This window comes from Salsuginibacillus kocurii DSM 18087, from assembly GCF_000377705.1.
Taxonomy (GTDB): domain Bacteria; phylum Bacillota; class Bacilli; order Bacillales; family Marinococcaceae; genus Salsuginibacillus; species Salsuginibacillus kocurii.
Genome location: NZ_KB898625.1, coordinates 83,549 through 104,958 on the forward strand (window position 1 = coordinate 83,549; position 21,410 = coordinate 104,958).

The following is a 21,410-nucleotide window of genomic DNA, read 5'->3' on the forward strand; positions in this document are numbered from 1 at the left end:
GTTATTTTATCATATCAAGAATGCGCCTGTACTACAGGTGAACATCATTCTTATAAACATCTGCATGTATAAATACGTTATTTCCTCCAAAAAGTGAAGCAATCGGTCTTATCTGAAATATTAAACGCTATTATTCTCTCAAGTAACGAATAATCAATTGCTTGATTCCACTTAATACGTACCAGCTGCTTCGTGTGACTATAGCCGGCCTTTTCAATTTCTTCACTAAACTGGTGAATCCCTTGTGCTTCCGGTGCAATGGCCAAATGTTGCTTGGCTGTACTGAAACCAACAATAAACGTACCATGATCAGTAAACATCGGCTGATTCCAGGCAATTCTTGTTTCTAAATGGGGGAACCTTTCCGCTACCCATTGTAATACTTCTTCCATCCGGTTCCGGTGTTCCTCGTTTTCAATTTGCTTTAAATAGTCTGCAAACACTTCCATCTGGATTCCTCCTCTTCATTTAGCATGAACTCGGTAAGATATAACATTTAATCTATTTTTCGTAAAAGGTCCTAGTCGAGTCTTTTGCGATAAGTTTACTGAACACTTCTTCTACGTATATCTTACAATGCTTTGGTAAGAGTCGCACGCAGGAGGTTTTCTCTTTGGATTCGACATTCACTATCGAGGCTTTTTTTAAAAGCGCATTAATTAAGGATGATGAGCTTTCGATAAATATAGGATGAGGAAACTCATTATTCTCGCCTTAATAAAGCACCTTCATATAGGTTTAAAGGATGACTCGGTGCCTTCTTTGTTCTTTTATTTCTTCTCCGCAATAATATAAACATAGTCCCCTAAATCACTGCTATAGCTATGTTTGACGTTTTCAATCGCTGACGTTTCGATATCTTCTTCCAGCCTTTTGCATCCTTCATCCACCTCTTTCTGTGTAGCTATATTCGTGAAGGTGGAAATGCCGGATCGTACGTTTTCGTCTAAATACATGTTAGGGTCAAACTTACCGCTGTATAGGAAAAAATCCTCTAAATCAGGCTGGATTAAAAATGTTTCTTGGCCCACCACCTGAAATCCCGCGGCTCTTAAGGCTTTACTGACTTCTTCTACGGTAGGCATTTGCTCTGCTGACTGTTTTATAGCTTTTGGAAAATATTCCTTTAACCAATACGTGTTCATCTGTTCAGGAGAGGAAGTGAAAATAACAAATCTGCCTTTGTTAAGCACCCTGTAGGCTTCTTGAAAAGGGGTTTTAAGGTTATTAAAATGATGAATGGCTAATGTACAAGTGACACCTGAAAAGAGATGATCCTCATAAGGAAGTTCGTTCACATCTGCTAATGTCCACCGTATAGATATTGATTTCTCTTTTGCTTTGGTGAGCATTTCTGTTGAAACGTCGTTACCGTCCATTTTTAAACCCGTTTGTTCTAGAGCTACCGTATAATTCCCCGTTCCGCACGCAAGATCCAGGACTGTACTTTCGTTGGGAACTTGCAAGTGATGTCGCAAACGCCGAGTGATTTCCGGATCTGCTCTGCGCGTTGTATCGTACGAAGAACCAATTGCATCATATAAAGAACCCATAGCTAATCTCCTTTTCTTCTTTTTACTAGTCCAGCAAGAGCTTAAACGAAAAAGATGCTAGATATAAAACACCAACCCTATAACAGCAGCCAAAACACAAGGCAACCCGAACAGAAATAGATTGGTTGACCAGCATGATTTCCCATTTCGTATGGTTTGATCATCAATGGGTAACTTTCACCCGACGATCGTTTTTGTTGGAAAGCGCCTGTAATACCTCCTGCAATTATAACTGCAGTAATACCTATAACACCCGCAGACACAATGAATATTGAAAAACCCTGAACCATAACGGAGACCAAACTTATTATGAGAAGTAAGCCAAGACCATACAAAAAAGGTTTAATTACACTCACCCTTCCTAAAACTACTTACATTAAACGTAGAAACATACGTTTCCATATCTCTACTCCCTAACTACCTATAATAAGGCCACCTCCGTCTATAGAACTGGCCCATACCTCTTCACAAGTGACCGACACATAGCAGCTTTCCCTATGAGCTAGAATCGTAATTTCCTAGAGGGGATTGTTATTCCTTCACTAGCCTTCGCAAACACTTGGTATTCTTTAGTGTCATTCGACATTAGCGAATAAATGCCTGCTCACTTTTCGCAAATGCATCTTGTAACCATTTTGGATGCATGGTCAATAAATTTTTAGGAAGACAATGCCGTTCAAAAAACTGTACATCTTCAGACTCCGATGAATTACATCTCAAGTCTCCTCCAACTATCTGAGCAAGAAAACAAGTGGTTATAAAATGCACGACCTTACCGTTAGGATACGCAAACGCTTGAGATTCAGGGTCAGAGTAAACACCAATTAGTTTATGAATGGTTATATCTACATTTGTTTCCTCTTTTACTTCCCTAACCGCCGCTTCAGAAACGGTCTCTCCTGGTTCTATATGGCCAGAAGGAAGACCCCAGCGCCCCACATCAGCTCGTTTCTGTAATAAAACATGATTCTCTTCATTTAAGATAACAACCGCAACAGCAGCTTTAACTTCATCGATCCTCTTCATCTCCTCCACTCTCCTTACGGTCATAAAAAAAGTCCAAAGGGAAAGATGTCAACGCATACCAAATACGCTGAACCTTTCCCCTCGGACCTTTTATGTCATTAGGTGCCTTTTACCTATATGTAAAAGATGCAGCCCTCGGTCACTGACCTACCTAGATAGCGGAACCCTAGCTGCAATTTTCCAGTTCCTATTCATCTTACAACGAATGTACAAAAGGTAAAAGAGTTAATTGGTGAAAAGGTACAGCGTTGAAACTGCATCGTTTAGGATATTTTAGTTAAGAGTTCGTTCAAAAGAGAGTGCTTGTACAACAAACTTCCATTATACTTATTATTAAGATGAACCTTCATCCTTTAATAAGGAATAAGAGCATTGCATGCATTTAGGAGGAGGGGGTACGACATTGCGGGAAGTTCTCCAAAGCTACACTACACATTTTCAATGGACGGGTAACCTTGAACACGATATAACAACTTTCTTACTAACTAACAACCACCCTAACACAGCCGTACACGCTCAAAAGGTGGGACAGGAAGCGGAACGAATTGCTTTCAAATACTACTCTGACACCAAAACGGCTAAAGCAGCCGGCCTATTGCACGACATAAGTGCTGTCATCCCTCCTAACAAACGAGCTGATGTTGCAGAAGAACTAGGACTGGAAGTGTTGAAGGAAGAAAAAATTTTCCCTTTAATCGCTCATCAAAAACTATCAAGAGTGATGGCAGAAGACATTTTTGCTATCACAAATGAAGAGATACTGAGTGCTGTAGAGTGCCATACTACCCTAAAGAAAGCGGCCACTAAAATGGATAAAATTTTATTTGTTGCGGACAAAATAGAATGGGACCAACCTGGTGCCCCGCCTTACCTAAACACTATTAGTTCACAACTGGAAGTCTCTCTCGAACATGCAGCCTTCGCTTATATCTCTTACCTTTGGGAAAGAAAAGAAACATTAAAAGTGGTGCATCCATGGTTAAGAGACGCTTATAATGAGTTAAAACAAATCAATCCGCATTGAAGACCTACCTCTTAGTTTTTTATCCAATACTTTGTGCCGTCTTTATTCCGGTCCATAAACCCGTATTCAATTAAATACCTGCGTAATGTCGCAAAGTCACTATATTTCGATTCGAGCACCGTATTTACTTCTTTTTCTGAGTAGACTTGATTGGGCTGGAAATGTCTCATCAATTGCTGCAAGACGATGATCTTCCGCTTCTCTTTACTCGGAAATGAAGTAAGCGGACCATTCAGCCCTTCTTTAAAATAAGTAGCTAATACCTTTTCTTTTTCTTCGATTGTAATCGCGTAGCGTTCATCCACCATAGTTGCCCCCTTATGGAAATCAATCAATTGTTGTTTATCTTCCTTCTCTTCCTGCTTTAGAAGAGCCATGATCGCAAGAAAAACTTTGGCTTGTTTCTCTTTTTCTTTAAACTTAAAGCGGTGGTTTCTAATCGTTGAAGGACTGCCGCCTGTTAGCTCACTCACAATCTCCTTATCTGACAAACCTGCTTTAAAATATTGCAGAAGTTCTTTTTGGTGCTCGGATAGACCCGTGTATTTTTTGTCCATACCAATCAAATAATCAAACATAGAATTATGATTATCTTGAATATGATAACTGACCGCTTTTTTCGCTTCATAAAGGGTACTTCCCCGTTGGAACACCGCTCCATTCTCAAACCGCTGATTACAAATGAGGCATAAATACAAGTCACGTTCCTCATCAAATGTATATCCTTGTACTAATTCATCAATAGAAGCATCCCAAAACAACGAGCCACTAGCCATAAAACAATCCACAACCTTCTTTGTTTATTTATATATAAACATAGTAACATATTGTTTATTAAATACACTATGGATTCTGCATGTATTTCAATACTATTAAGAGGGCTGCCATCAAAACACGCATATCTCCCTCAAAAAGGAACAACTATGTACTTTTATAAATTTTCCACTCCATTGCCTCCAATCAGCGCGTGAGCACAAAAAAGCTGGCCAACTAATGACCAGCTCTCAACATTTTCGAACCTAATTACTCCCAGCGAACTTTAAAAAGGAATGAACGCTATAGCAATAACCACAAATACACAAATAGGAAAAATGATAAAAAGCCAATGTACTACTTGAAGCACAAGCTTACTATAACTTTTCGTCTTCCATTCACGCAGAGAATATAATGCGATCATGCTAAGTATAGGTGCAATTAACCCAAAACCGCCGTAATTTGGAGGAGTAGCATCGATTAGCTCGGAAAGTAAGAAACTAATAAAAAATACATTTATTATCAGAATGAGGATTGGAAGGCGCGTAATTTGTTGCTTTACTCTATTCATGGAATATGGCCCCCTCGCCTTGCTCTTACATTTTTGCGAAGCTTATGCCTAGTTAATCAGTGAAGAATTATCACAGGACTCAAAGAAAAAGACTGATGAAGTGTGCAGAAGAAGTAGGTGGTAATAACAAACAACTACCTGCGCTACATACCTTCCTCCCTCTTCTTCCAACTAGCCTATGTTACATAAGCTGCTTTTCTCTCCTTAATAATATTGATGTACACTTCTTTTTCTAATAGTTCAAAGAAATACAGCGCTTGTTTATAGGAGCGGCTTATCTCTTCGCAACTCCGCTCCAATTTTTCTAAACAAAGCCCTTTATAATAAAAGAATTGACCGAGCAATGACATGTTTTCATGTTCTTTACACAACCGGATCCCTTTCTCTATCTCTCTTAAAATAAGCTCATACTCCGGTTGCTCTACATAAAATAGTGTTTTCACCTTATTAAACAACACACGAATTTGGTAAATAGACAGATTCCGTGTCGGCGGAATAATCTCTCGTGGATGAATAAGTCCCAATGCTTCGTCAAAATAATCCAGGCTTTTTTCAACATTATTGTCGTTTGAACATACAATCGCCAATGAATTAAGAATCTTGACATCCAGCCCTTCATCATAAACATGGTTAGATTTCACCTTTTGGAGAAGGGGCAACAGCTTATGGGTCGTTTCCTGGGCAGACAGTTTGTTTAGACGGTAGCTTGAAAAAACATAATGCCATTCAACCCAGAGCATGTACCACGTTGATGTACTGGTGTTCATTGTTAATTCAGTCTTGGCAATCTCATAGACCGTCTCATGTGCCTGTTGAGATATAGCCCGCTCGATCGAATTAATCGTCAACTCTATGTAATCGGGGTTATCGTATTTCAGCAGGTTTAAAAAGTAATGAGTCGATTCACCTAAGCGTGAAGCAATCAGTTCTAATGTATCTAAACTAGGCAGCACCTCGCCTTTTTCAATCTGGCTTATAGCTGGCTGAGTACAGAGGTTTGCAGCTAACGCAGCTTGCGTAAGCCCCTTCTCTTTTCGCAATCTCGCAATTTCTTTTCCCACCACTTCAATATTCATAGTTCCCCCCCACATACATAAGCACAGCTTATATTTTCTCAGAAACAGTTAATTATTCCATTTATTATCATTATGTTCCTCTCTTAACCTAGTATGCAAGCTTTTCCTTCTTTTGATAGAAAGGCACCATTTACGTAAGCTGAAGGTACTAACATAAAAGGAGGAATAAAAATGAAAAGAATCACGCTTGTTTTACTTATTGCAGCTCTCGTATTTTCTGTGCCAGCTATGGCAAGCGCTGAAACGCTTGATTTGCCAGAAGAGGCAGTACCTTTTGATCTTCCATATGAGACGTAAGGAAGTATTGTCACTTTTAAGAAGCTAAGAACTATTAATCTTGGAAAGGCGGAGTGCTAAAATGGGTGTGGTCTCAACTGAAAAAGTCCTGGTTTGTTGTCTTTTCTGTTATTCTGTTACTAAGTAGCTTTGTGCTCATGCCGTGGGCAGAAAGTGCTCAAGCAGCGGGTGATTATGAAGACGAAGAAATTGATATTGAGGAGCTTGAACTTACTGCCGAAGAAGAAGAAAAAGCTAAACAATTGGCTGAAGAGATGGAAAAAATGTCGATCTTGGCCAGCAACTTAGACCAAGACGACATTGATCAAGTACTAGCAGCTCTTAATGATCCAGAACAAACAGACATCGAACCAGCTTCATTAGCCACAACTGAAGAAGAAGTGGCTGCCATTAATGACGAATTAGAAGAAAACGATCTCTCTCCTCTTCCGGAGGGAACAGAGTCTGTTGATTTGCAGGAGGATGGCCAATTTCTAGCTGTTACTGATTCAGGGGAAGAAACTGAGATCTCTCCCATGTGGACCGGGACGGCTTGGCAAATCACTTAGTGCGCCGCCCACCTTGGCCTAGTGATTTTCCCTGGTGCAGCTGGTTATAGAGCTGTTCGAGCTTTAGGAGGCTTCCGAGAGACTGCTAGACTATTAGTTGGAGCTGGCAATGTAGATGATTTCATAGCGATTGGCGGAGGCGTCGCTGCTGAAATTGTAGGAATTGCCGGAGTTCAGGAGAATTGTTTCTTTTAATGGATGAAGGAGGGCAGAATGGATGCCTGAAAATAAGCAAGCACTTGAAAACGCAGGTGTTTTGGGTCCTTTTAGCATAAGCGCTAAAATGACATTCGTTTATGTACTGCTCTTTGTCGCGCTCATGTTATTATTTGACGGGGTAATTACTGTTAATGGAGTAGGATTGCCGGCAGTTGGATTATTCCTGATCCTTTCAGCTGCCAAATCTATCATCTCGCTAAAGACTGATAGAGTTCCGCAATGGTTCATCCTCTCTTCATTCGCTTTAACTGTCGTGACAGCTGTTGCAATGACGATCCTCTTTACGTAAAGTTTTTCTTCCCCTTTTGGTAAATATAATGGCACATTCACTTTTCCTGTGAATGTGCCTTTTTTTTCGGAGTAGCCTGGACCAAGCTGGAAAGAATGAAGAGGTGCAGCACAAGATCAACAAGTTTTATTGTTGCGTTGAAATAAATTTAAAAAAATTTGACAAAAGAATGGATTTCATCTTTCAAAATAAGATGTTAACTTCCGTTTAATGAAGGTGATGTTCACTTCAGACGGACGCTTTCCCGAGGGCTTGTCTTCAGCTAACTTTTCCGATGGTAAAACCCTCGAAAAAGTGGATCTTCAGACTGCGCTTTATCCTCTGGGAGGCGCCGTCTTACGTTTCACCCACTTTTAATATTTCGTATAGTACATAAAAATCAAATAGTACTCGTTTTATTGCTCATAAAATGTCATGATGAAATTGATTCAAAAACCAGAGAGACAAAATTTTCTCTTGTTGCGCAATTGGACGTGGTATCTAGAAAGAAGCAGAGCGGTGGCAAATTGCAAAAGAAAAACGTAAAGCATATGATATGGTAATTCTTGCGGTACGATAATTTCTAAATGCTGTTCAAAATTACCTCTTCTTCTCGAACATGAAGAAACACCCGAGCAACGGAGAGAGCGAATGAAACAGGGATTCCTGATCCTTTCCAGCCTAAGCTGTTAACTAAATCAACCAGGCTGTTAGTTGATTGATCTCCCCTTTTGATCAGTCTTTCTTCAAAAGATTTATTCTTCCTGTTTTTAATTCTCTTTGATAATACTCATAAATGAAATCTAAACATATTTTCTTCTATATTCTTTGCTTCCAGTAGTAGAACGAGCCGCGACAGGGAATATGAGAGATGCTAGTAACCGGGCTCAGCATGGCAGCCATTTAACACCTTCTTCTTCATAAATAAAGTTTGGAGTTTAAAACACTACTTCTCCAAAAAGGTAATAAATTCGTCCACATCATTACTGATCAGTTGAATGCTTGTGTCATCAAAAACAACAATCTGAGGAAGTTCTTCTTCTAAAAATGCTTCATAATCAACCTTCAAACTGTCGGTCCCTGAATGCTTCGATATCTTTAAACATAGCATGATAGCTCCACTCCGGCGGCCCGTCTTCGCCTTCGCTTTCTGTGGAACTGTAGCCCCACGTTTTAAATTCCTCTTCATCATCAGGGGCGCTAACAAAGCCGGAAATATGTTCGGCTGTGGTAAATGGGCTTTCCTCATATGTAATAGAATCCTCGGTAAAGACAAACTCTTGTGTTTCTATGCCTGCAAAGAAGATGGGTGTTTCCATAGAAGCAAAGACAGATGTCCATTCGCTTTGCGACAGCTCTTCAAAATAAGCTTCCGTCACCATAAATGCATCATAGGCATGTTCCTCTGTTAATACATTTGGCTCTTCTTCTTGAAAAGACACCTGCTCGAAGTCATTTGCGGGGGAGTCCCCGATTACAGCAATGGACAACGTGTTGCCATCATATTCTGTGAAGCTACTTTCGTCAGTTGTTTGGTTACACCCACTTGCGATCAGTGTGATGAACAAGAGAGCTGCTCCTTTTACTAGCATCGGATCACTCCTTTCTTTCTGTTAGTAATAAGTAAGAACCATCGCGTTCCGAACGATGACACTCGTTCACTCGCTTGTCATCAGAACTTTCACCATGAAGAGACACCCTTTATTGAACCTTTACACATTTTAACATGGAAAAGGAGTGTTTTAGTACCATTAAATTCCTATTTCACTTTAGTTATTGGGGTTCTTCATTTCTTTTACTGAATGAATGACATTTTGATAATGCCTCTCCATATGAGTTAACGCAAAATAAAACGTCCCACCCGGCAAAGGGATATAATTTCCAGATTCTTGCTCGTTACTAAACAAGACCAGGAGTCACTTCCGGTAAACGGATTGAGGTTCTTATAGCTCGTCTCCTTTTTTGCAAATCAATAATTGCGTAGTAGTCTAAATCCTGTGCAGCAAAAATCTTCATTTTTAGATAACTTTGTGAAAGAATATACTTAAATTAACGAGAAACTTTCCAATATTAATAATAATCACGTATAAGGTGAAAAGGCACGTTACCTGAGCAAACGGAGGAATAAACATGGAAGAGCTGAAACTAAAAAATAAAACAGCAATTGTTACAGGAGGAACAAGAGGAATTGGTAAAGCAATTGCCATTAAATTTGCTTGCGAAGGAGCCAATGTGTATATCATTGGTCGGGACAAGCAGGCTGGAGAAAAAGTTGTATACGATGCACAAGGGCAAATTTCTTTTATTCAAGCAGATGTTTCTAAACCGGATGAAGTAAAGAATCTGATCGATCAAACGGCTCAACAGACCGGGCGCTTAGATATTTTAGTGAATAATGCAGGCGTTCAACATGAACAAACCATCGAACATACATCGCCTGAAGATTGGGACAAAGTGATGGATATAAACGTGAAGAGTGTCTTTTTATGCAGTAAATATGCAATTCCCCATATGCGAGATCAAGGTGGAGGAAAAATTATTAACACAGCATCAATTGACGGATATTGGGCTGAACCAAACCTAGGTGCTTATTGCACTTCAAAAGGTGGAGTCATGTCACTAACAAAGTCGATTGCAATAGATTTTGCTCAAGATGGAATTTTGTGTAACTGTATATGTCCTGGGTACATAGAAACTGAAATGACAGCAAGTTATATAAAAACACAATCTGATCCAGAACAAGCAAGAAATCAGTTAGCAAATCGTCATCCCGTACAGCGTATAGGAAAACCGGAGGACATCGCAGAAGCTGCTTTTTGGTTAGCTACTCAAGAATCAAACTTTGTAACAGGACAATCGATCACAGTTGATGGCGGATTAACTCTAGGAAATATTGATTATAAATAAGCAAAGGGACGGTTCTACTGCTTCATTTATTTGTCCTCAGAAGAAATAGAAAGACGATCCTTGTGCATCCTAAAGTTTTAAAAAAGGATGGAGTAAAAAGCGCTGAGATCCCTTTTCCCCACACTGCGGCGACAACAGCCTCCTCGGTGGTGAAGAAGGGCTCTGCGTCGCTGAGTAAGCCCGCTCCGCTTTTCTAATAATGTTCACATTGCACGGGCTTTTGAGTACAGCAGTTCAAAATGAACGAGCAAACACTGTTCATTTCTACGTAACATGTTACCTTCCCTGTATTCTGTACCTAAGGAGAGTCACCAATGAGTAACGGTTTGAATTGTTTTATCGTTTATTATTCATAAATTTTCTACTTACGCCTGTTCTTCCTTTAGGGATAAGTCTCATATTGGTTGGAATTTCAGCTCTCATCTCTCCTCAAATGGTTGCAAACAAAGAAGCAAGAAGGTGACATTCATCCAAGCACTTTGAAAAAAATCGTATACACGGTTACCCCTGTTTGTTTAGTAGCTAACAGCTTCTTTTTCTTTATTTAAACCAAAAGACAGCCTCTTACATCGTATAACTCAAGCTAAAATAACAGATGAAAAAGAGGGAGTAGTTTTGCAAAAGCTAGTAGTGCGTTAGTTGAAGAAAGAATTATAATCAAAGACATAGAGGAGTTCTCTATGTCTTTTTTGAATTACACTGTGAAAATCATGTTTGTCTTATGAGTTCCGTCTTTGCGTCTTTATGTATAATTTAAATATAGAGTTATTGGAAATAAAGTATTTTTATTTACTTTATCTCTAAAAGCTTGTATAACTAACGAGACAGTTTAGTGAAACTACAAATGATATAAGCAGAGGGGAATATTATACTTAGGCACACTTTCTGCTCCCACCGAAGAATTCTCCCTTAAGGTTTTGAGTTTTCTATGATGATCACTGTGTAGCTTGAATTTTAATAAATAGGAGAATAAAATATGGAAAATAATGTGTTTGAACAGTTGGCAAAGCAATATGATACAGAAGAACGGATGGAATTAGCTAAAGTAATCGTTAAGGAAGTAAGACCAGAATTAGGAGATAGTACATCAAAATCTCTAATAGACTATGGGGGTGGTACTGGATTAGTTAGTTTGGAATTAGCAGATTTAGTAGATTCTATTTTGTTGGTAGATTCATCAAAACAAATGTTGGAGGTGGCGAAAGCTAAAGCTTCACACAAAGAGATTACCAACTCAAAAGTACTATATTCAGATTTTACTCAAGAAACTCCTGAACTGAAGGCAGACATCGTTTTAATGTCACTAGTCCTTCTTCATATTCCGGATACTAAAAACATTTTACAAAGATTATTCAACCTTTTAAATCATGATGGCAAGCTAATTATTGTTGATTTTGACAAAAACGATAAAATAAATCATCCGAAAATTCATAACGGTTTTTCGCATGAAAAACTCAAAAAAAGATTAACCGAAGTGGGTTTTAAATCAACTGAAATTAAGACATTCTATCATGGGAATTGTATTTTTATGAATCAAGATGCCTCCATGTTTATATCCAGTAGTATAAAGTAATTTCTTGTTTTTTGGCCCTTAGAGTCCACGATCAAAAGACCTTCAATATGAGGTTATACATCGCAAATATGTTGAAGGTCTACTGCCACATACATTCGATTCAGTTCCTTTAATTATTGTTAAAATAGGCTGAGAATAACATAGCAACATAAACTATTGCATAAACAACCCAGTATAATATGTATGCATGGAGAGAAAGACCAGCAGTATTACTCACAAAAATTAACGTTCGGAAGTGGATTGCTTCTGTTTATTATTGGTTTTTCACTTCAACTCCGGAATTAATGCGCATAATGAAAGTGACCTGCACTTCAGATGGACGCTTTCCCGAGGGCTTGTCTTCAACTACCTTTTTCGATGGGTAAAACCCATCAAAAAGTGGATCTTTAGACTGCGCTTTATCCTCTGGCCGTCGCCGCCTTACGTTTCAGTCACTTTTTAAATTCCGTAAAGTACATAAAAATCAATAGATCATATTCGTTATATTGCTCACAAAACGTCATGATGATTGATTTTATCCACTGCATTAAAAGTAAAACTTCAAGGCTATATAATAATTCCATTAGGCCCCCTCCTCTTCTTTATTTATATACTCTCATTGCTAGTGCTTTCCTACTTGATAGTAAAATTGTTTTCTGCGTTATGAAAGTAAGGATGAAGTGGGAAAAGTTAATCGGACGCCTGTGACTCCATACCCTTTTCCACAGCTTCCTCCCTCTTGTACTCTCATCTCAATTTTCTTATGTCGTCAATATCTCTCTTAGTATGTCTATTGGCCTATTTTCAGTATATTGTTTGTTAAATCCTGTTTAATCTCTCTTTTATTTATACACCAAAAAGGAGGGATGAGAATGAATGAGGTTCCAGAATGGGCTGTTCTTGTAGGGAATTATGGGTTTCCCACACTAGTTGCAATCTATTTACTCGTTCGTTTCGAAAGGCGCATTGATGGATTAACAGAAACCATTCAAAAATTAAAGATCTCAAACAACCTGGAAGAATAAGGAGGTGCTTTTATGGAAGTTATAGAAGATTTCATTCCTGTTTCTAATTCCAACAGACCACAAACTGCTTTAGTACCGACACACATTACGGTCCATGAAACCTCCAATACTAGTGTTGGCGCAAATGCGGAGGTCCACGCAAGCTACGTCAAAGGCAGTGAAGCTGAGGAACGTCAAATATCATGGCACTATACAGTCGACGATACGAAGACGATTCAACATCTTCCCACTAATGAAATCGGCTGGCATGCCGGTCCTGAGGGGAATTCACACTCTGTAGGAATTGAACTGTGTGTTAATCAGGATGGCAACTTTCAGCAGACCCGGCAACGTGCCATCGCACTGATACAGCACTTACTGGAGCAGCTAAGTGTATCCAATGATCATGTGGTAACTCATTATTTTTGGACGACGAAAACTTGTCCAGCGAACTTACTAAATAATTGGGATGCTTTTCTGGAGGAAATTACCGACGATTCCAATGATCATGGTGACGGTCCTTCACCCGTTGGGAATCAATTGCGGGTCATTGTAGATTCGCTTTGGGTATATGATGCGCCTGATTGGGATGCACGCTATACGACGGTGAGCCGGGACGAAGTTTTTACTGTTGCTGAAGTATTAACTGTAAATGGCACAACAATGTACCAGCTGCAAAGCGGCCTCTATATCACCGGAAATTTAAAATTTGTGGAGTTGATTACTTGAAATCGGTTGAAAAGAATTAAATAAAGCACAGCCGGAACGCTCGGACTGTGCTTTTGTTTGGTGTGAATGCCCATTTCTCACCTTTACTTGCATTACATATTTTATAAAACATTCTACAACTCAAACCACTTGGAAAATCAATTATTTTCGGGAGCCTCATCAATGATTTCTTTGAAGCTCCAAAAATCAATGTCATTCATTTTCTTACTTGCGAGAAGGACTTTTTCATTAATATCCTGACGCAAGTCATTTGGTTCTCCGTACTTAGCTGCTTTAAGGCTGCGTTCAATACGAGGCTCCATCGCTTCTAATACTTCGAGTATGATTTCGTTTCTATTCATCGGTAACAGCCTCCCTTAGTTTTTTTAAACCTTTTGATTTTAAGCGTGATACATTTTGTTGGGAGCAGCCGAGCAATTCAGCCATCTCATAGGTAGTTAATTCATAGATGAACACACCATTTAATATGGTCTTCGTTTTATCACCGAGATCGTGATATGCCTGATACAACCTTTTGTCAGCAAAAGCTTCAACAACCTCCCTTATATCGCCCTCACGTAACAAAGTTGCTGGATGAGGGAGATTTTGGAGTAGGACTTGGGCGTTGTCCTCATTTGATACGGGCCTATCCAAAATCAATTGTGACTGATGAATCCGATTCGTTTTTTCAAATGATAGAATATACCATCTGCATACTTTATCTATATATTTAGCAAGCCGCGCTTTTAAAAAAAAGACTTGGAAGCGTGAGTTCAATATGTCATTATCTATTTCATTTCTGTTTTCAATTACTGACTGCAGCAACAAAACGTTTGTTTCATCTTCTAGAAACTTTTTGACAATCGGCTGCTGAAAAAACCTTGGATTTGCCTCCATGAAATGATGGACGGTCGTTACATTCTTTTGCTGCAATAACATAATGACCCCTCCAATGGTATGGTATTTACTATATAAAGTTGAAAAAAATTACATTTGACAACGTAAAAACGCACATTAGTCCTTTCTTACATAGATATAATCATGAGCTTAGGAATACAGATATACATCTGATAAGGAAGGTAAAGGGTAGTGAATTAGTCGAGGGGCAGTACATCATACATTGGTGCTGCTAGTAGAGAAAAACGGGAGAAATGAGTTGGATTCACGTATTAGCGTGCAAAATCTTGATTTTGTAACAATCTCAAGCCCATCTATTATATTTTAATTTAACGGTGGAACGCTCGTTCAATCTGCAATCACTGTAGTATATATTTCTGCACTTCTCTAGACTTTCCCTTTTTGTAAATACCATAAGCCACCACATTTTCTCTTAATAATATAATTATTATAGCATTATTCAGAAATTTAAAGTTACTATTTTCCTTAATAACCAAATGGCATTTTTAAAACCAACATTAGTCAACCCACCGGAATATTGCTACAATATTTGAAATAAATGATTTTTAAACGAGTATAGAAAGGACGATGTACATACGATGGACGAGAAGACAAAGGAAACGATAAAAATCGCTGATCAATGGGTGAATTATTCCAATCAAAGTGACATAGATGGCTTATCAAAAGTGACTTCCACCCCTCTAGAATTAATCGGCCCAAAAGGTGCAGGTAAAATTAACCTCGATGAACTGAATGAATGGCTGAAGCGGGCGAAACTAACATTAGAAACAGTGAACCGTTATGCTAAAAATAACTTTATCGTTCTCGAACAACGTGGAACCTGGTTACATGAGGACAATACAGTGAAAGGTAAAGGTGTTGTCTTTACTGTCTTTAAAGTAGTTGACTCGAGGGTATGTTTCCTGGCAAGATATGACGATCTAGAGAGTGCGTTTAATTCTAGCGGATTAAGTGAAGGTGATAAAGTCGGTTAAGGCTGATTTCATATGTATTACGAGTAGTGTTTTGCGAATTTGGAATGTAATCTCGGGGCATTGATTGATGATTACGTACGCTCGCTTTTTTCTACATAAAAGGTTCGAGCTCGACGTCCTCTTGCTCTAAGGCAAAATAAGCGAGAGCCCTAAACTCTACCAAGACACCATCTTGAGTATCCACTTCCATGGTCACCTCGCGATTTTCCAACGAAATGTCATCTTTTTCAGGGTAAAATGTGAAATGTATCTTATTCTCAAGTTGTTCCACTTCGCCTACTACCATCTCTTCTTCACCCCAACGCTCAATTAAATCCTTACTAAAAGCTTGGGCTTCTTCCTTACCCATCTCTCCCTGAGGTTGTCTCATGTTTTCATTCATAGCCTCATCCAAGTGGACATTTACTATATGGCCGCCCTTTCTGCTGATATCGACCTTTAAAGCGCTTTGTACTTCATTGGAATCATTCGTAGGGACCATGCCGATGTAACTGCCATGACTCGCAGAATAGCCTTCAGATCCGGCCGCTAAGTCGTCTGCATCAAAATCCGTCCAAATATCACCCATGAAGTAAGCTATCTTTTCTGCTAATTCCTCATTCGTCCACTCTTCTTCCCCTTCAAAAGCAGGGCTGTCGTCCCGAGCGGTCTCTCTTGTTGCCTGGTACTCAGTGTCTGCTTCGCCAATCGGTGTCAACGGAGTAATATCTTCAAGCAGCTCCATAACCATAGTGTCCACTTGCCTGTCATGGTCTTCGCTCCATTCTTCCCGCTTTCTGTTGCAAACTCTCCCATTTCCTCTAAATCGTCAGCTGTTAGATAAGCAACTTCTCTTAGCTGTTGAATTTCATCCCTTTCCTCTTCAGATAACTCTTTCAAATCGTCTTTTTGGAAAAGATAGGAAAGATAGCGCTGTCCAGCTAATATGTATTCCTCCCAATATAGCCGAGCTTCAAAAGGATCTTCCAATAATAATGGACTGTTATGCAGTCTTTTTGTTAATGCAGCCAAGCTTGTATGCGTATCTACCAAGGCTTCAAAACGATCAGCATGAGAAGAGGCACCAAGCGCATGAGCAAGGTGATGATCAATCAAAGTAACATGCTGCCGGTGCTCAAAAATATCCTCTGCCAGCCGTACTTGCTCTTCTGTTTCCTGCCTATCCACTGTTTGATAAAATTGATAACTGACCACACCTAGTGCGATGAGTACTAACATAACCCCCCAAAGCAAATGATGCTTTTTAATATATGACATTCCGTATCCACCTTTTCGGTGCCTGACCCCCGCCACATTAACGCTGTACCGCACTGGGGGTCAGGCACCATTTTTCAATCATAGATTTCCATTATTTCAAAAGGCTATCTCTGTTTCTCAAATGGTGGCATACATGGGGATTGGATAAAGTGTTTTTTGGCAAAAGAAAAAGACCTATTTTTTAGGTCTAGAAGATGCCTTTGCAACGATTTGGGCTATGTCTTCAGCGGATTTGTTTTTTAGCGCGATCGTCCCTTTAGGAGACTCTATCTTTACACTTCTGTTCACTCGTGCTTTCCCCTGTTTTTTCCGGTCGTGTGCGAGCTGGTATAGTCGTTTTAATTGCTTTTCATAAATGGCTGCTCCTCGCGGCGAAGAAGAGCGTACAAGTTTATTATAAAGGTACTGGGCTTTTCTCAGTTCTCGAGCGCTTAAATAATCAGCTGCATTATATTTTCTCTTTTGCGCCATCATTTTTTCACCTCTTTTATTTCGTTGTCAATCTGTATCTTATTCTCGTCCGAAGAGAGGTATGCTACTTTTAAACGTCCTGTTCACCTTGCCTACGTGTACTAATCAAAAGTGGAGAGAACACAAGGCAGCCCTAGATATATATAAACCACCTCTCCGCTCTCCTTATTCCACCTAGAAAATCCCCTTTTTCAAAATTTAACATTTTCTTTCTTAGCTTCTTTGTTCGTACAATGAAAGAATAACCACGTATCTATACATTTTGTTTGAGTGATTTAGCTGTGAACTTATGGAGGATTATAAATGAGGAGAGTTTTCACGTATGTCATTGGATGTCTTGTCCTGCTTGCCGCTTGTTCTAATGAGCCTCAACACGAAGGCTCAGTGAATATGCAGCAGGTATTGGAAGAGGACGCTGAAGCAGATGTTTTTGAAATTGATGAGCAAGCCTTCATCGGTGGAGTGGATTGGGCAGAGGAAGCGGAGGTTGAAAAGGCTGAAAAAATCGCGACTTTATCAGCAGGTATGGCGACAAAACTTCCAGAAGGTACAGAGGTATATGCTACAGCAGGGGAAAGGACAGGGGTTTATATTGCCAACTATAACGGTAGCGAAAAAAGATATATTCGTGCCATCCATAATTAATCAGCTACTCATGCTTCTGTTGTTACAAAAGGGCACAAAAATAAAATCGACCGTGAGGCAAACAGATGAAGAAGATACTTTTAATGGCTAGCGTTATTGATTCTATTCATAGGAACGGCTTATGTAGTAAATGAAATCTCTCAATCCAGAAGCTTTCAATTTTTCGGTGAACCGCTGACCCACTTTGAAACAAACGAATAAGTTGCGGCCCTTACCTTTGATGATGGTCCCGGTGTGCATACCGATAACATTCTTGATATTCTAGCAAAAGAAGGTGTACACGGAACGTTTTTTCTTACAGGTCAAGAAATTGAAGACTCTCCTACTGAAGCAGCCGCTATTGCCGAAGGGCATGAAATCTCCAACCATTCTTATTCTCACCAACGGATGGTGTTTAAATCGCCTGCTTTCATTGCAGAAGAAATCGAACGAACAGACGACTTAATCCGTCAGGCAGGGTAATTCGTGTTAACTTGTTCACTGGAGAGATACGGTCGCACAAAGAAGGGTATACCTACTAAAACTGCTACGACCATTACGATCTGAATCGCTTTTTTCATACATGCCCCCCCTGCTACCCCTTTTAATCTTGTACTCATAACACAAAAACAAGACATATAATTTTTGATAGGACTGGTCCACCAACTATGTTATGATTTTCTCACTATTCGATATACTTTATTTTCAGGAATCAATATCCTATTCAAATGAGCAAAGTCTATTTGGAATGTTATTACCCAATAGGCTTTTTCATGTTTTGTATGAATGAAAGGACGTATTCTATGTCAGGCACTATGATATTTTTCCTCCTCATTATTTATGTGGTGACAAGCATCTGGGTATGGTGTGATGCCGCAGACAAAAACGGAAAGCATCTTGGCGCAATCTGGGGGCTGATAGCCTTCTCCACCTTCCCGTTTGCTTTTATTGTCTATTTATTCGTACGTAATGCCAGCATACCTCAATGAACTATGGTAGTGGATAAGAGGTTGCGAAAAATCGGATGTTTCGTATTCAAAAACGCTCAGTAATCTTGAGCGTTTTTTATGTTTATTTTTTTGTCCCAATCATTTCTTCATTGCTGCTTAAATTTAATTATAATTCAGTCAATTTCGCTCAAATTATTATCAAATTACGTCGTACAATCTTCTTTCTATACGTGCGATTTTTGTTGAGACAGGTAAGATCTTGATAACATTTGTTTTATTTTCAAAAATTTACCTAAAACCCTTCACAACGCTTCATCCTTGAGATAAGATGATTCTTGTGTTTTTTCAACAATATATTCATTTATTTCAGGAGGAACCTTATGAATACCGAAGAAATTACCTTTGATGAATTGGAAAACAAAATTAATTTGCTACGTATACGTATGATTTACACAGGGAAATCAAAGGGGTTAACTCACCCTGATACGATTAAATATAGTCAACAACTGGACGGGTATTTAAATCAATACCACGGTCTCCAATCTTATCAGCAACTTGCAAATTAGGTATAGCACATTCTCATAGTAGCGTGTCGAGCTACCATTTATAAATGTCGTGCTATTTTTTACCGACAGGCACTTGATCATGCTTACTTAATACTACCAACACCTTCGCACTCCCTTTCTCCACCTAGAATTCCACCTCTTATGAGAAGAAACTGCTGGTTAGACTGACAAATGAACCTATGTCCTAGAGCTTGTATCTACAAATTCAACGTAGTGCGCGAGCTTTTGAATCGATAATCGAAAAAAACACAGGTCCCTATTTTTATTATGAGGTTGCCGGCTAGTGTTGTTGCCTCTCAATAAATGCGGGACCTGTGACTATGGTTCTTAAACGTTCAAGTGTGAACGTAACAAGTAATTTTGTTTTCTTATTGTTTAGAATACGATTCGACTTTCTCTATTGCCCTGTCCAGCTTATTCCCTATACGATTCGATTACACTTTTCTGGTGTTGGCCGAGAACATAGAATATATAATCTTGCCAATCACTACAAAAAGGAGTAAATACGTAGCCAAGGCTCAATTAACGCGCCCGTGCTTACATATGCGCCATGTTTAATTCAGACTGGAGGCCTTCGCAAAAACGTTTGATTCGTGTTTCAAAAGCTTCCAAACATAGAGCAGAACCTGTCGAGGTCGATGTCTTTTCAACGCTTGCCATACTAGCGTCGAGAACAATAATAATGTTACATAACTGAATAGGGGAAGCGTTTTACTACCCTGTAATAGATAGCTCTCTAAGCCAGGTTCCATCATAGTATTATGCAAGATATAATGTTCACTTCCGAGCGATGCTTTAAGCCTAGTTATAAACTCGGACAAATCTTGGGGCAAGACTGTAACATCACATGGTTTATCCTTTGGTATTGTCTTCCGCTGCCTTGATCGTTTCATTCTCCTTCACCTTATACAGACGGCTCTTTGGGGCAAAGATAGCTTGCGATGGCCAGAGCCCGTGATGACCGGAAAAGATGTAACTAATCAGACAGGCCAGGAAAAAGTATTCAATGCCTTTTCCGTCAAACATCTCAACTGCTAACAGAAATGCCGCGATCGGCGTGTTCGCTCCTCCTGCGAATGTGGCAATTAAACCTAATCCCGCTAAAAATGACATGGGAAGATCAATTATCGTTGAGATCGTATTGCCTAATGTCGCCCCCATAAAAAAGAGGGGAATCGCTTCTCCACCTACGAACCCTGTGCCCATAGTGACCGCTGTAAAGACTAGCTTGGCTAGAAAAGCAAAGGTAGGAACGGTCTCTTCAAATGATTCCTGCAGCATATCTAGGCCGCGGCCGTTATAATCGTCTGTCCCCAAGATTCCTGTTAACATGACAATGATAAGTCCCCCAATAAAAGCACGCCACATATGATTCTTCTTTAAATAAGTTTCGGAAACGCGTTGGATTCCGTGTCGTAACTGGCAATAAGCGACGCTGACCAGACTAAAAATGACCGCTGCCACTATGACTTTTGAAAACGAAAGAAGCGTCATTTCCGGTATCGTTTGAATCACAAATTCCTCATGCTCAAGCCCCCACGCTCCTGTCGCTGTAAAATGGCCAATAAAACTGGCGACAAGGCAAGGAACGACAGCTTCATATTTCATTTTTCCTAAATAGACCATTTCCATTCCAAACACCGCCCCGGTAATCGGAGCGCCAAAAGCAGCACCAAAACCTGCGCTGATGCCGCTCATCAAAAAAATCTTCGTATCAATCAGGCTCATGTGAAAAAACTGGTTCACTGCCCGTGCCACACTTCCCCCCATTTGAATAGCCGCCCCTTCTCTTCCGGTTGAGCCGCCAAACAAGATGGTTAAAAAGGTGCCCAAATAGACAATAGGTCCCATGCGCAACAGCACCCTGGCTTTTCCCTGCACACCTTCAATTACCAGGTTATTCCCTTTAGCCGCGTCATTTCCGCCATTACTGCCGTAGTTGTTATATATGTAGCCGATGACAAGGCCTGCTAACGGAAGCAAAACTATGATCCAGCTATTTCCTTCCCGCACATTTCCAAGAAAATCGTTGGTATTTAATAGGAAGGTTGTCGTCGTACCTACCGTAAGCCCAATCATGGCTCCTAAAACGACCCAGACGAAAAGAGTGCGAATCAATGTGTTTTCTTTACCTTCCCCCATCC

At 39.7% G+C, this 21,410-nt stretch carries 26 protein-coding genes; 12 read left to right on the forward strand and 14 right to left on the reverse strand.

Annotation, left to right across the window (positions count from 1 at the left end; genetic code table 11):
• Positions 1-77 precede the first annotated feature (77 nt).
• The 3 genes from D469_RS0107025 to D469_RS0107045 form a co-directional block, all read right to left on the reverse strand.
• The gene (locus tag D469_RS0107025) at positions 78-449 is read right to left on the reverse strand and encodes an iron chaperone (RefSeq protein ID WP_018922677.1); all 372 of its coding nucleotides are present in this window, start codon (positions 447-449) and stop codon (positions 78-80) included.
• 321 nt (positions 450-770) lie between these two features.
• Positions 771-1,553: a class I SAM-dependent methyltransferase gene (locus D469_RS0107035; RefSeq protein ID WP_018922678.1), complete on the reverse strand. Its 783-nt coding sequence runs from the start codon at positions 1,551-1,553 to the stop codon at positions 771-773.
• Positions 1,554-2,138: 585 nt separating this feature from the next.
• Entirely contained in the window at positions 2,139-2,579 is a 441-nt protein-coding gene (locus D469_RS0107045; RefSeq protein ID WP_018922680.1) for an NUDIX domain-containing protein, read from the reverse strand.
• Positions 2,580-2,955: 376 nt separating this feature from the next.
• Between D469_RS0107045 and D469_RS0107050 the strand changes: the two genes are divergently transcribed.
• Entirely contained in the window at positions 2,956-3,603 is a 648-nt protein-coding gene (locus tag D469_RS0107050) for an HD domain-containing protein (protein WP_083910746.1), read from the forward strand.
• An 11-nt stretch (positions 3,604-3,614) separates the two neighbouring features.
• Here the strand turns inward: D469_RS0107050 and D469_RS0107055 are convergent, their stop codons facing one another.
• The 3 genes from D469_RS0107055 to D469_RS0107065 all read right to left on the reverse strand — a co-directional run bounded on the left by D469_RS0107055 (position 3,615) and on the right by D469_RS0107065 (position 6,003).
• Positions 3,615-4,379, reverse strand: coding sequence for a DUF2087 domain-containing protein (locus D469_RS0107055; protein ID WP_018922682.1), 765 nt, complete (start codon positions 4,377-4,379; stop codon positions 3,615-3,617).
• 263 nt (positions 4,380-4,642) lie between these two features.
• The gene (locus tag D469_RS0107060) at positions 4,643-4,927 is read right to left on the reverse strand and encodes a hypothetical protein (RefSeq protein WP_018922683.1); all 285 of its coding nucleotides are present in this window, start codon (positions 4,925-4,927) and stop codon (positions 4,643-4,645) included.
• 176 nt (positions 4,928-5,103) lie between these two features.
• Complete coding sequence (locus tag D469_RS0107065; protein WP_018922684.1) at positions 5,104-6,003, reverse strand: helix-turn-helix domain-containing protein; 900 nt, start codon at positions 6,001-6,003, stop codon at positions 5,104-5,106.
• Positions 6,004-6,174: 171 nt separating this feature from the next.
• Here D469_RS0107065 and D469_RS22670 point away from each other — a divergent pair, with 171 nt between their 5' ends.
• The 3 genes from D469_RS22670 to D469_RS0107080 all read left to right on the forward strand — a co-directional run bounded on the left by D469_RS22670 (position 6,175) and on the right by D469_RS0107080 (position 7,356).
• Complete coding sequence (locus tag D469_RS22670; protein ID WP_018922685.1) at positions 6,175-6,300, forward strand: hypothetical protein; 126 nt, start codon at positions 6,175-6,177, stop codon at positions 6,298-6,300.
• A gap of 65 nt (positions 6,301-6,365) precedes the next feature.
• A complete protein-coding gene (locus D469_RS0107075) occupies positions 6,366-6,848 on the forward strand; it encodes a hypothetical protein (protein ID WP_018922686.1) in 483 nt (160 codons plus the stop codon).
• Between the two features lie 217 nt (positions 6,849-7,065).
• A complete protein-coding gene (locus D469_RS0107080; protein WP_018922687.1) occupies positions 7,066-7,356 on the forward strand; it encodes a hypothetical protein in 291 nt (96 codons plus the stop codon).
• A gap of 925 nt (positions 7,357-8,281) precedes the next feature.
• On the opposite strand, the gene D469_RS22675 is transcribed toward D469_RS0107080, so the two are convergent.
• On the reverse strand, positions 8,282-8,404 hold the full coding sequence (locus tag D469_RS22675) for a hypothetical protein (protein WP_018922688.1): 123 nt from the start codon (positions 8,402-8,404) through the stop codon (positions 8,282-8,284).
• A complete protein-coding gene (locus D469_RS0107090) occupies positions 8,394-8,927 on the reverse strand; it encodes a hypothetical protein (RefSeq protein ID WP_018922689.1) in 534 nt (177 codons plus the stop codon). The genes D469_RS22675 and D469_RS0107090 overlap by 11 nt, the downstream gene beginning before the upstream one ends.
• A 538-nt stretch (positions 8,928-9,465) precedes the next feature.
• Here D469_RS0107090 and D469_RS0107095 point away from each other — a divergent pair.
• The 4 genes from D469_RS0107095 to D469_RS0107115 all read left to right on the forward strand — a co-directional run bounded on the left by D469_RS0107095 (position 9,466) and on the right by D469_RS0107115 (position 13,527).
• A complete protein-coding gene (locus tag D469_RS0107095) occupies positions 9,466-10,242 on the forward strand; it encodes an SDR family NAD(P)-dependent oxidoreductase (RefSeq protein ID WP_018922690.1) in 777 nt (258 codons plus the stop codon).
• 976 nt (positions 10,243-11,218) lie between these two features.
• Positions 11,219-11,815: a class I SAM-dependent methyltransferase gene (locus D469_RS0107100; protein ID WP_018922691.1), complete on the forward strand. Its 597-nt coding sequence runs from the start codon at positions 11,219-11,221 to the stop codon at positions 11,813-11,815.
• Positions 11,816-12,666: 851 nt separating this feature from the next.
• Complete coding sequence (locus D469_RS21530) at positions 12,667-12,819, forward strand: YvrJ family protein (RefSeq protein ID WP_018922693.1); 153 nt, start codon at positions 12,667-12,669, stop codon at positions 12,817-12,819.
• Positions 12,820-12,831: 12 nt separating this feature from the next.
• Positions 12,832-13,527: an N-acetylmuramoyl-L-alanine amidase gene (locus tag D469_RS0107115; protein ID WP_018922694.1), complete on the forward strand. Its 696-nt coding sequence runs from the start codon at positions 12,832-12,834 to the stop codon at positions 13,525-13,527.
• Between the two features lie 137 nt (positions 13,528-13,664).
• Here the strand turns inward: D469_RS0107115 and D469_RS0107120 are convergent, their stop codons facing one another.
• Both D469_RS0107120 and D469_RS0107125 read right to left on the reverse strand, forming a co-directional pair.
• A complete protein-coding gene (locus D469_RS0107120) occupies positions 13,665-13,868 on the reverse strand; it encodes a hypothetical protein (protein ID WP_018922695.1) in 204 nt (67 codons plus the stop codon).
• Positions 13,861-14,445, reverse strand: a complete 585-nt coding sequence (locus D469_RS0107125) for a sigma-70 family RNA polymerase sigma factor (protein ID WP_018922696.1) — start codon at positions 14,443-14,445, stop codon at positions 13,861-13,863. The genes D469_RS0107120 and D469_RS0107125 overlap by 8 nt, the downstream gene beginning before the upstream one ends.
• A 557-nt stretch (positions 14,446-15,002) precedes the next feature.
• Between D469_RS0107125 and D469_RS0107130 the strand changes: the two genes are divergently transcribed.
• The gene (locus D469_RS0107130; RefSeq protein WP_018922697.1) at positions 15,003-15,398 is read left to right on the forward strand and encodes a hypothetical protein; all 396 of its coding nucleotides are present in this window, start codon (positions 15,003-15,005) and stop codon (positions 15,396-15,398) included.
• 91 nt (positions 15,399-15,489) lie between these two features.
• Here D469_RS0107130 and D469_RS0107135 read toward each other — a convergent pair whose 3' ends face one another.
• From D469_RS0107135 to D469_RS0107145, 3 genes are all read right to left on the reverse strand, one after another.
• Complete coding sequence (locus D469_RS0107135) at positions 15,490-16,128, reverse strand: PepSY1/2 domain-containing protein (RefSeq protein ID WP_083910748.1); 639 nt, start codon at positions 16,126-16,128, stop codon at positions 15,490-15,492.
• Positions 16,092-16,655, reverse strand: a complete 564-nt coding sequence (locus tag D469_RS0107140; RefSeq protein ID WP_018922699.1) for a hypothetical protein — start codon at positions 16,653-16,655, stop codon at positions 16,092-16,094. Before D469_RS0107140 ends, D469_RS0107135 begins: the two co-directional genes overlap by 37 nt.
• Positions 16,656-16,829: 174 nt before the next feature.
• Positions 16,830-17,129, reverse strand: a complete 300-nt coding sequence (locus D469_RS0107145) for a hypothetical protein (protein ID WP_018922700.1) — start codon at positions 17,127-17,129, stop codon at positions 16,830-16,832.
• A gap of 300 nt (positions 17,130-17,429) precedes the next feature.
• Between D469_RS0107145 and D469_RS0107150 the strand changes: the two genes are divergently transcribed.
• From D469_RS0107150 to D469_RS0107170, 3 genes are all read left to right on the forward strand, one after another.
• Positions 17,430-17,771, forward strand: a complete 342-nt coding sequence (locus D469_RS0107150; RefSeq protein ID WP_018922701.1) for a hypothetical protein — start codon at positions 17,430-17,432, stop codon at positions 17,769-17,771.
• Between the two features lie 234 nt (positions 17,772-18,005).
• Positions 18,006-18,233, forward strand: a complete 228-nt coding sequence (locus D469_RS22515; RefSeq protein WP_018922702.1) for a polysaccharide deacetylase family protein — start codon at positions 18,006-18,008, stop codon at positions 18,231-18,233.
• 847 nt (positions 18,234-19,080) lie between these two features.
• Entirely contained in the window at positions 19,081-19,266 is a 186-nt protein-coding gene (locus tag D469_RS0107170) for an aspartyl-phosphate phosphatase Spo0E family protein (RefSeq protein WP_018922705.1), read from the forward strand.
• 852 nt (positions 19,267-20,118) lie between these two features.
• Here D469_RS0107170 and D469_RS0107175 read toward each other — a convergent pair.
• Positions 20,119-21,408 carry a chloride channel protein gene (locus tag D469_RS0107175; RefSeq protein WP_018922706.1) on the reverse strand — a complete coding sequence of 430 codons (1,290 nt, stop codon included), beginning with the start codon at positions 21,406-21,408 and terminating at the stop codon, positions 20,119-20,121.
• Positions 21,409-21,410 lie beyond the last annotated feature (2 nt).